Raw genomic sequence first — 10,798 nt, forward strand, 5'->3', positions numbered from 1 at the left:
CCCCATAATTGAACAAGGAACAAAACATGTCTCGTTTGGTTTTGATCTCGAATAAGCAGTGTGACAGCAAGGATCTGGCCTGCGCCTCGCAGGCCTTATCGTCCGGTACCACGAGTGATGACGATCAAGGTCTGTGGCTGGGCTGGAACGGCGACGTGCAAAATTTTGGCGCGGCAACGCTCCGTCCGGTCAGTTATCAGCATCGCAGCGGCTATGAACAAGTAACCTTCCCGTTGTCGACCGAGGAGTTTCACTTCCACTATCAGGGCTACTATCACGATGGCCTGTGGCCGGTGTTCCATAACCACCCAGAGAAAGCGCACTTCACGCCGGAGAACTACCAGGCTTATCGGCAGCTCAACCAACATTTCGCTAATATCGCCTGCGAATATGTGTGCCCGAACGACATCATCTGCATTGATGATTACCAACTGCTGCCCTGCGGCCAGGCGTTGAAGGAGCAAGGGTTGATGAACCCTTGCGCGTTCTTTTTCCATTTGCCGTTCCCATCGCCGGCACTGCTGCGGCAGATCCCCGATCACCTGGGGTTAATCGAGTCGCTGCTTTTCTACGACCTGATCGGCTTTCAGACACTTGATGATCGCAATAACTTCCTCAACTATCTGGCCAACGAATACCCGGTGGAAATGCTGTCCGACGACCAGTTGCAGGTTAACGGTCATATCTTTACCGCCGGCATCTTCCCGGCGGGGATCAACACCCGCAAGATCTACTGATTCGCTGCCCGGTTGGCGTTGCCGCACAGCGTCCAACCGTTCACCCCTGTTTTTTGACCGCTTAGCTCCCCTATAGCACCGCTGACTGAAATTCAGATGTCTTCCCCTATCCCAAGGCGCAATGATGAGCTGTTCCTAAACTCGTCATACTTCAAGTTGCATCGTTGTTGGCTACGGCTGTTCACCCGAATCACTTACTTATGTAAGCTCATCGGGCTTCGTGCCCTTGCCGCCCCAATGCCACTCGAATTATTTAGAGTTCATACCCGACCGTTATCCGCACCCAGGCCGTGTGCCTGAAACATCTTATAAGCGGATTAACTCACTCATTTTTTGCAGATTTGAACTAAGGACATCTCAATGAACCGAGAGGGGATTTTAAAACACATACCCTGGATGCTGCTGGGAATACTGGGCGCTTCCTGCCTGGGCGTAGTGGCACTACGCCGCGGCGAGAACATCAGCGCCCTGTGGATCATCGTCGCCTCGGTGGCGGTGTATCTGGTGGCATACCGTTATTACAGCCTGTACATCGCCACCAAGGTGATGAAGCTGGATGCCTTCCGCGCGACCCCGGCGGTGGTTAACAACGACGGCCTTAACTACGTGCCGACCAACAAGAACGTGCTGTTCGGCCACCACTTTGCTGCCATTGCCGGCGCAGGCCCGCTCGTCGGCCCGGTGTTGGCTGCGCAGGTCGGTTACCTGCCTGGTACATTGTGGCTGCTGGGTGGCGTGGTGTTGGCGGGGGCAGTGCAGGACTTTATGGTGCTGTTCATCTCCTCACGCCGCAACGGCGCATCGCTCGGTGAGATCATCAAAAAGGAAATGGGCCCCGTGCCGGGCACTATCGCGCTGTTTGGCTGCTTCCTGATCATGATCATCATCCTGGCGGTGCTGGCCCTGATCGTGGTGAAAGCACTGGCGGAAAGCCCGTGGGGCGTGTTCACCGTCTGTGCCACCGTGCCGATCGCCCTGTTTATGGGCATTTATATGCGCTTCCTGCGCCCTGGCCGGGTGGGTGAAGTGTCGGTCATTGGTATCGTGCTGCTGGTGGCGTCCATCTGGTTCGGTGGCGTAATTGCCCACGACCCTTACTGGGGCCCGGCACTGACCTTTAAAGACACTACCATCACCTTTACGCTGATTGGTTATGCGTTCGTTTCCGCCCTGCTGCCTGTGTGGCTGATCCTGGCACCACGCGACTATCTGGCGACCTTCCTGAAAATTGGTGTGATCGTCGGGCTGGCGATTGGCATCGTAATCCTCAACCCTGAACTGAAAATGCCAGCGGTGACCCAGTTTATCGACGGTACCGGCCCGGTGTGGAAGGGTTCGGTGTTCCCGTTCCTGTTCATTACCATCGCCTGTGGCGCAGTGTCCGGCTTCCATGCGCTGATCGCTTCCGGCACCACGCCGAAGCTGTTGGCCAATGAGAAAGACGCACGCTTTATCGGTTACGGCGCGATGCTGATGGAGTCCTTCGTTGCCATCATGGCGCTGGTTGCGGCGTCCATCATCGAACCTGGCCTGTACTTCGCCATGAACACCCCACCAGCAGCACTGGGCATCACCATGCCAGACCTGCACCGTTTGGGGACCGAAGACGCACCGATGATCATGGCGTCACTGCGTGATGTGACTGCCCATGCGGCAGCGACCGTCAGTTCCTGGGGCTTTGTCATCAGTCCGGAACAGATCCTGCAAACCGCTAAAGATATCGGTGAACCTTCAGTGCTGAACCGCGCCGGTGGTGCGCCTACGTTGGCGGTGGGTATTGCCCACGTGTTCCACCAGATCATTCCTGGTGCCAATATGGGCTTCTGGTACCACTTCGGTATTTTGTTTGAAGCACTGTTCATCCTGACCGCACTGGACGCAGGTACCCGTTCCGGCCGCTTTATGTTGCAGGACTTGCTGGGCAACTTTGCACCGTTCCTGAAAAAAACCGACTCGCTGGTTGCCGGTATTGTCGGCACCGCAGGCTGCGTCGGTCTATGGGGTTACCTGCTGTATCAAGGGGTGGTCGATCCGCTCGGTGGCGTGAAGAGCCTGTGGCCGCTGTTCGGCATCTCCAACCAGATGTTGGCTGCTGTAGCCTTGGTGCTGGGTACCGTGGTGCTGATTAAGATGAAACGCACCAAGTACATTTGGGTCACCGTGCTACCGGCGGTGTGGCTGCTGATTTGTACCACCTATGCGCTGGGTCTGAAGCTGTTCAGTGACAACCCGCAACTGGAAGGCTTCTTCTTCCAGGCCGGTGAGTACAAGCGCAAAATCGCCGAAGGTGGTGCCGAGCTGACCGCTCAGCAAGTGGCTAACATGAACCATATCGTGGTGAACAACTACACCAACGCCGGGCTGAGCATTCTGTTCCTGCTGGTGGTGTACAGCATCATCTTCTACGGGGTGAAAACTGCCATGGCGGCGCACAAAAACCCGAACCGCACTGACCAGGAAACGCCATACGTGCCGGTGCCTGAAGAAACGCCTGCCAAGGGCATAACTGAAGGAGACGTCAAGGTTTCACCGCAGCACTGAGGGTGATTTAACGGATACCCTGCATATATCCTTCATCTTTCAAGTCTCAGGGGTGTTGGCTGCCTTCGCTCACCCCAGTCACTTGGTAGACCAAGCTTCTGGGGTTTCGCTCAGTTGCCGCCTACCTGCAACTTGAAATCTATTGGATATAATGAGATCTATACCCACATACGTGGAGTTGTATCGCAGTGGCAAACCTGCGAGTCCCCGGGAGCATAGTCCACTATGTGACCGAGGTGAGTCGGCGTAGCCAACAAAGCGGCAGCTTCAAGTATGACGGGTATATATGCAGGGTATTTTCATCAACGAGGGGAAGGCGATGTTCGGAAATCTCGGCCAGGCGGGGAAATATCTCGGGCAGGCAGCGCGCATGTTAGTGGGCGTGCCTGACTACGATACCTACGTACAGCATATGAAAGACAACCACCCGGACAAGCCGGTGATGACCTATAAAGAGTTTTTCCGCGAACGCCAGCAAGCCCGCTATGGTGGAGACGGCAAAGGCGGTATGCGCTGTTGTTAACAAGGACCCGTAATGAAACCCATCGCAGTCACCATTCTGACCGGCTTTTTGGGTGCCGGTAAAACTACCCTGCTACGCCATATTCTGAACGCCGAACACGGCTACAAGATTGCGGTAATCGAAAACGAGTTCGGTGAAGTGCCGATCGACAACGCATTGATTGGCGAGCGTGCCAGCCGCATCACTACCCTGAGCAACGGCTGCATCTGCTGCAGCAAATCCAATGAGCTGGCAGACGCACTGCTGGACTTGCTGGACGGTGTGGACCAGGGCCAACTGGAGTTCGACCGGCTGATCATTGAATGCACCGGTATGGCCGATCCCGGCCCGATCACCCAGACCTTTTTCTCGCACGAGATCCTCTGCGAACGCTTCCTGCTGGACGGCATCATCACCCTGGTGGACGCCGCACATGCCGATCAACAACTGAACCAGTTCAGCATCGCGCAGGCGCAGGTGGGCTACGCCGACCGCATTCTGCTGACCAAAACCGACGTGGCACCGGACTGCGAAGCGCTGATCCAACGGCTGCAACAGATGAACGCCCGCGCACCGGTGTATAAAGTGACGCACGGCGATATCGATCTGGGCGTGCTATTCGACATCGAAGGCTTTGTGCTGAACGACAAGCTGACCCTGACGCCGCCTACCCCGCTGTTCCGCCGTATTCCGCAGGCACAAAACAACATTGGCTCGATTGTGGTGTATCACGACCAACCGCTTGAGCTGATGCAGATTTCCGAAGTGATGGAAGGCCTGTTATTGGAATACGCCGACAGCCTGCTGCGCTATAAGGGAATTTTGTCGATCAAGGACGAGCCGCGCCGGCTGTTATTCCAGGGCGTACAACGGCTGTATAACGCCGACTGGGACCGCGAGTGGCTGGCCGACGAAGAACGCCGCAGTACGCTGGTATTTATTGGCGTGGATTTGCCGGAAGAAGTGATTCGGGCGAGGTTTACGGCATTGGATAAATAGTTTTAGGTAATCCGCAAGGGCCATTGGCGATGATAACAATGGCCGCCGAACGTGATAATTTCGAGCCACATTCCAGACCTTACAGTAACCTACCTGTAATTCTATACATTCTGTTTTTTAGCCTTCCTGCCAGCGCTATAGTCTGTTGGCTGCGGCACAATCCGCAGCCGGAGTTAGCGTTCCGAATCCCCCAACCCTGTCCGAATATGATATAAATTCGGGCATGCCGATGCGCACCCAAACAATGGTGGCTCGGGTGGTGCTTCCTTCGGGAAGGCCGGGATCCGTTGGGGCCGGTACGCTAACGCCGCTCGAGCTACCACCCCGAGTTTAGCGTCTCTTCTGGTAGCGGTATTTCTCTCCCAATGGAAATGACCGATATGGAAAATACTAGTCAAAACATAGCGTCAGAAATGGTTACAAACACCGTGACTCTCTATCGAGAGCTGTTCAATCGAATTGATTTACATGAATTAACACCATCACAACTTCTCGATCTGGCAGCATTGTCAGCAGAACAAACTGAAGGCTTATGCAATGGATTGATGCTTTTCAATGAACTTTTGCAGACAAACTCCCAGTCCAATATCTTAGACTCGGAGCAGCTAAACAGTTATCTGAGCGCAACCGCGCACCTGCTTCCAGTACTATGTAACCTACATGGCCGGGCATTGAGAGAAATGGAATATCACGAAGTCATAAAGTAACGTTCTGGCTTCATGCGAACAATCAACAACAGGGCAGGTTTCAACCTGCCCTGTTGTATCAGGTCCAAACCACTCATTTACAGCCATTGTACTGGATATTTATCCAGACATCTTTCAACTGGGTATAATGAGTGATAGGCTATCACTAAATCATTCCTAATTTGGAAGAGTCATTATGCAAGAGTTGCATGAGCGTGCAAAAAATCTTCGTGCCGAAGCAGAACAACAACAGTTAGTCCAGCAGGAAGAAGACAAGGCACTCGTCGAAAAACTGGCGGGGATTTACGATCAGAAAGCCATCGCTGAGCTTCTGCGTGAAGTCAGTGGCAGCAGCGAATGGACACGAGAGTCTCTCAATCGCTGGCTTAAAGGGAAAACACCGCAAAAGGTTCTGACAGAAAGAGAGGTGGAATTCCTGCGAACAATGTTACCAAAACCTTCGCCGTTTCATCCGAACTATAAGTTTCGTTTTATCGACCTGTTTGCAGGTATCGGCGGTATTCGTAAAGGGTTCGAAGAGATTGGTGGACAATGCGTGTTTACCAGCGAATGGAACAAAGAAGCCGTTCGTACCTATAAAGCTAACTGGTACTGTGATCCCGAACATCACAAGTTCAATTCGGATATTCGCGAAATAACCCTTAGCGAAAATGATGATATTTCCGTTCAGGAAGCATATAAAAATATCGATAAAGAAATCCCTGATCATGATGTTCTGTTGGCAGGTTTTCCATGCCAACCTTTTTCCCTTGCAGGTGTATCAAAGAAGAACTCTTTGGGGAGAGCTCACGGTTTTGAGTGTGAAACCCAGGGAACATTATTCTTTGACGTAGCTCGAATTATTGCTGCTAAAAAGCCGGCAATTTTCCTTCTCGAAAACGTCAAAAACCTTAAGAGCCATGATAAAGGGAAGACATTCAAAATTATCATGGAAACACTGGATGAATTGGGTTACGAAGTTGCTGATGCTCAGGCTACTGGCGCTGGCGATCCTAAAATCATCGATGGGAAAAATTTCTTACCTCAGCACCGCGAACGCATCGTATTGGTTGGATTCCGTCGTGATTTGAATATTCATGGTGATTTTTCACTCAAAAACTTGAGTCAGTTCTTCCCGAAAAAAAGACCATCATTTGGTGAACTCCTGCTCAAGGATGTTCCTCAAAAATATATTCTTACAGAGCATCTGTGGAAGTATCTTTATAACTATGCAAAAAAACACCAGGCAAAAGGTAATGGTTTTGGCTTTGGTTTAGTTGATCCGAAAAATGAATCAAGTGTTGCCAGAACGCTTTCAGCCCGCTACCACAAAGATGGCTCTGAGATCTTGATTGATCGGGGCTGGGATATGGAGCTTGGCGAGAAAGATTTTTCAGATCCTGAAAACCAAGCCAATCGACCCCGCCGTTTAACACCAAAAGAATGTGCCCGAATTATGGGATTCGAGATTCCAGGTGGAGCAGACTTCTACATCCCAGTATCAGACACTCAGGCATACCGGCAGTTCGGTAACTCAGTAATTGTGCCGGCATTTGCAGCCGTAGCTAAGTTACTGGAGCCTTACATTGTTTCAGCTGTTTCAAAAGACAAAAGTGAAGCTGCATAAGGTAAATTATGGCTGACGTACACTCCCCCTCAATCAGAAGCAAGAACATGAGGGCAATACGTAATCAAAATACAGCCATAGAGAAATTGTTATCCCGTGTTCTGGATGAAGCCGGGATAACTTACCGTACTCAGGTTTCTGATCTTCCAGGCAAACCTGACTTTGTTATTGATGACTATAAAGCCATAATTTTCGTCCACGGCTGCTTCTGGCATCACCATGATTGTTACCTGTTCAAAGTTCCAGCAACAAGAACCGAATTTTGGTTGAAAAAGATCGATTCAAATGTCAGACGGGACAATGACGTTACCCAACTACTAACAGAACAAGGCTGGCGCGAGCTGATCATCTGGGAGTGTTCTCTGAAAGGCCGGCTAAAGCTTTCAGCTAACGCATTATCAGAAAGGATTGAAGAGTGGTTATGTGTAAGTTGTACTCATGCTGAAATCAATACTTTAGGGATACATCAGAAATATGTTTAATAAACTTACAGATTATTTTTCTGGCGCAGCTGCAAAACATTTGAGTGCTGTTGACGCAATATCTAATAAATCAAATCAACATGAAATCGGAGGCTTGGTTAAAGCTGGATTTAGTAAGCATCTTGACATTCCTGTTGATGGTGAAAAGATATACTATGACTGTGTTATGATCTATATATTGCGTGATGATAGCGAACCAATATCATGCGCAACCAAAGTTTCTTGGTATGATACTAGGTATAAAAAACCCGAGAGAGGCCCTGAATTAAGATTATATTATAAATCTAACTTAGTATCATCATTAATGAAAGAAGGCGATTTTTTACTCATCTCAAAAAGAAATGATGGGACCATAGTTATCATAATAACGCCTGCTGACACATCTATCGAGCAACAGATCAGCTCAGTATTTGGTATAAAAAATGTCAAAGACCAATTTATATATAATAATAATGAATCACAAGAAATAACACTACCTATAAGATTACTATTTGAAGACTTAGGTATAGAATTAGAGGATAAATCCACCAAAGATGATAGCCTTCTGGAGTTACTTTTACATAAATTTCCTGATGGTTTCCCAAAATCAAAAGAATTCTCAATATTAGCTAGGAACCAGATCCCCGGCGACCCAATAAATGCCCCAGATTTAACATTAATGCAATGGCTTGAGCAGGAGGAACGACTTTTCAGAACTTACGAAAGATTTGAAGTATCCAAGAGGCTTAGCACTGGATTTGGCTTTCAAGGAAATGATGTAGATGATTTTATAGGGTATTCTCTAAGTGTACAAAATAGAAGAAAATCTCGTGTAGGTTTAGCCTTTGAAAACCACCTTAACTTTTTATTTACTACAAATGGATTACACTTTCAGCAAGGAACATCTAAATTAACTACTGAGAATAAATCAAAACCGGACTTTTTATTCCCTAGTTTTTCTGCCTATCACGACAATAATTTTCCTCAAGAAAAACTTAGACTACTAGGGGCGAAAACAACATGTAAAGATAGATGGCGACAGGTATTATCAGAAGGGGATAGAGTTATAAAAAAACACTTAGTAACTATTCAAACAAGCATAAGTGAACAGCAGTTAAATGAAATGGTAAGCAAATCATTGCAGTTGATTGTACCTATACAAATTCAAACAACATATTCGCCATCACATTTGCTTTATATAAAAAGCATTGATGAATTTATTAATGAAACAAAAGAAACACAAAAATAATATCATTATATTTTTGGGCGATATAGCATCGCCCAAAAAACATAACATAAAAAATCATTGCAATCAGAATTAAATAATTCCAAATCATTTTTCCATCAACATACAAGAATCAAGAAAACTCTCAAGTTCACTATCATCTAAGACCTCAAAAACAATACCTGAACCATGAAAGTTTATTGATTTCATAAACTGTTTTGCATTTATATTAGGAAACTTAGATATATAATAAAAAACAGCACGAATCAAATGTTCACGAGTGCTAATTCCAGGGCGTTCAATGATGCTTTGTCTGGTATCTGCTTTTGAAAATAAAATATTCAAAACACTATCTGGGTCTGGACGATTAACCTTTCTAGCGAACCATATACTCCACCATAAGCGTGCTATTGAATGATCATCACGGTATTGTGTTAATGTTCTCGCGAAAAAGTGTTTTCTAATATCCCTGATAATATTTTCTTTAGAGACTTTATTTTTAATCCATCGTTGCCTACTGAACGATAATGCTTCGACATGACTGATTCTCGTCCAAATACGACTATCGCATGCCATTGCCGGAGTTAAAGAATGCAATGCCTGCCAGACTAGTCGTGAGTTTTTAATGTCGAGATGAGCAAAGTCTGAGCTTGAATCCAAAAATTTCAAGGGTTCCATATTAACTTTAAAGGAACTGATATTAATATTCCATCCATTTTCAGTATATAAATCAGAAAAATCCCCATTTATATATCTATCTAGGTTTTTCTCAATATTTTCATACAGATAATCATGTATTTTCTGTGAAATTATAATTAGGTCAGTATAAGCCATTACTTGATGAGCTCCTTACTCGATGTTAATTGAAGCAAAGGTAAACGCAGGATTTTCTGACTATCCTCAAATAAATTCGGATCATTTATATTTATTGCTAAGTTAGTACACTTATCACTAAATATTTTAAACCAGTGTTTACCTTCATAGTCATCTACACCTTTTGACACCAAACTAAGAACCTCCATTATAACGGGTTGATATAAACTACTTAGGAGAACTCTTCTTCCTATATCACTTGAACGAAATTCATTAAGTTTCTTATGCATTTCTGGACTAATTATTATTTCAACTTTATCACCTTCCAAACCAACTTTTACTTCCCCATCTTTTAATTCTTTATTATTAGCAAGGACGAAAATCGTCTCTGTAGGTTGAAGTTTAGCATAACCTGCAGCAAACTCTTTTTCAGAAGAAAAGGCTAATAACACACCCGGGTTAAATGACCAGTTAATACCCTGAAACTCATCGTTAATTCCAATAGGTAAATATCCTTGTATTTCTTTATTACTAAAGATAACTGGCCTCAACCTTACAGCTCCGCTAATGAAACTTTTTTCAAAATTAAATGACTGATATTTTAAGTCACTATTTATTATTTTCAATTCAGTATAGGATGTAGCACGACATACTATAAAAAACCCCACACTGGCGTGGCCAGAGATAATAAGATCAGTTAAATTATCCTCCTCAAGTTCATAAGATGCATTAATCTTCCCATTATTTTCGTCTACTTCGAAATTCATATCAAAAAAACCGGAGACATAGTCATCTGAACCTTCACGAAGAACCGGGTGAGGAAATATAGTATTATCCTTAATTTTCATTTCCAAAACCCTTTTCTAGTTGAGATTGTTTAACTTCAATTGGACCAAAATAATTTTCACTCAGTGTTAACTCAAGACATGTTCGCTTATCTTTTCCGACATTTAATACTATGCCTCCATTTTTTATATAAGAACCATCACCAGATTGGATGGGAGTAATATTTAAAATGTGCAATTCGACATCATTCTGCATACCTGTTGCGAAAAGATGAATAGTTGCTAAGCCCTCCTCTTTAGAGCTAAACCAGAACCGATATTTTTTGTTACCTCCACCTATAACTGGTATGAATCTAAAGGAATTTACTTTTACAGGGGCACTATTTCCTCTTTTTTCATTCTCAGATCTAGTCCCTGTACTT

Annotated in this window: 11 protein-coding genes; 8 read left to right on the forward strand and 3 right to left on the reverse strand. The window is 46.1% G+C overall.

The features are described 5' to 3' along the window. Positions 1-26 precede the first annotated feature (26 nt). The 8 genes from SGR01S_RS10760 to SGR01S_RS10795 all read left to right on the forward strand — a co-directional run bounded on the left by SGR01S_RS10760 (position 27) and on the right by SGR01S_RS10795 (position 8,802). Positions 27-737 (forward strand): trehalose-6-phosphate synthase, encoded by a 711-nt coding sequence (locus SGR01S_RS10760; protein ID WP_061807436.1) that lies wholly within the window; start codon positions 27-29, stop codon positions 735-737. Positions 738-1,097: 360 nt separating this feature from the next. Next, positions 1,098-3,278 carry a carbon starvation CstA family protein gene (locus SGR01S_RS10765; RefSeq protein ID WP_037424412.1) on the forward strand — a complete coding sequence of 727 codons (2,181 nt, stop codon included), beginning with the start codon at positions 1,098-1,100 and terminating at the stop codon, positions 3,276-3,278. 319 nt (positions 3,279-3,597) lie between these two features. Then, a complete protein-coding gene (locus SGR01S_RS10770) occupies positions 3,598-3,801 on the forward strand; it encodes a YbdD/YjiX family protein (RefSeq protein ID WP_004953088.1) in 204 nt (67 codons plus the stop codon). A gap of 12 nt (positions 3,802-3,813) precedes the next feature. Then, positions 3,814-4,779, forward strand: coding sequence for a GTPase (gene yjiA, locus SGR01S_RS10775; protein WP_061807437.1), 966 nt, complete (start codon positions 3,814-3,816; stop codon positions 4,777-4,779). Positions 4,780-5,159: 380 nt separating this feature from the next. Then, on the forward strand, positions 5,160-5,486 hold the full coding sequence (locus SGR01S_RS10780) for a hypothetical protein (protein WP_061807438.1): 327 nt from the start codon (positions 5,160-5,162) through the stop codon (positions 5,484-5,486). A gap of 175 nt (positions 5,487-5,661) precedes the next feature. After that, complete coding sequence (locus SGR01S_RS10785; protein ID WP_061807439.1) at positions 5,662-7,092, forward strand: DNA cytosine methyltransferase; 1,431 nt, start codon at positions 5,662-5,664, stop codon at positions 7,090-7,092. A gap of 8 nt (positions 7,093-7,100) precedes the next feature. Next, entirely contained in the window at positions 7,101-7,574 is a 474-nt protein-coding gene (locus SGR01S_RS10790; RefSeq protein ID WP_061807440.1) for a very short patch repair endonuclease, read from the forward strand. Then, on the forward strand, positions 7,567-8,802 hold the full coding sequence (locus SGR01S_RS10795) for a type II restriction endonuclease (protein WP_061807441.1): 1,236 nt from the start codon (positions 7,567-7,569) through the stop codon (positions 8,800-8,802). Before SGR01S_RS10790 ends, SGR01S_RS10795 begins: the two co-directional genes overlap by 8 nt. A gap of 84 nt (positions 8,803-8,886) precedes the next feature. Here the strand turns inward: SGR01S_RS10795 and SGR01S_RS10800 are convergent, their stop codons facing one another. From SGR01S_RS10800 to SGR01S_RS24350, 3 genes are all read right to left on the reverse strand, one after another. Further along, a complete protein-coding gene (locus SGR01S_RS10800; RefSeq protein ID WP_061807442.1) occupies positions 8,887-9,612 on the reverse strand; it encodes a DUF6339 family protein in 726 nt (241 codons plus the stop codon). Then, the gene (locus SGR01S_RS10805; protein ID WP_061807443.1) at positions 9,612-10,439 is read right to left on the reverse strand and encodes a hypothetical protein; all 828 of its coding nucleotides are present in this window, start codon (positions 10,437-10,439) and stop codon (positions 9,612-9,614) included. The genes SGR01S_RS10800 and SGR01S_RS10805 overlap by 1 nt, the downstream gene beginning before the upstream one ends. Further along, positions 10,429-10,798 (reverse strand): hypothetical protein (locus SGR01S_RS24350; protein ID WP_167348755.1); only part of this gene is annotated, 370 nt, incomplete at its 5' end. The genes SGR01S_RS10805 and SGR01S_RS24350, both read right to left, overlap by 11 nt.

It is taken from the genome of Serratia grimesii NBRC 13537, from assembly GCF_001590905.1.
Classification (GTDB): domain Bacteria; phylum Pseudomonadota; class Gammaproteobacteria; order Enterobacterales; family Enterobacteriaceae; genus Serratia; species Serratia grimesii.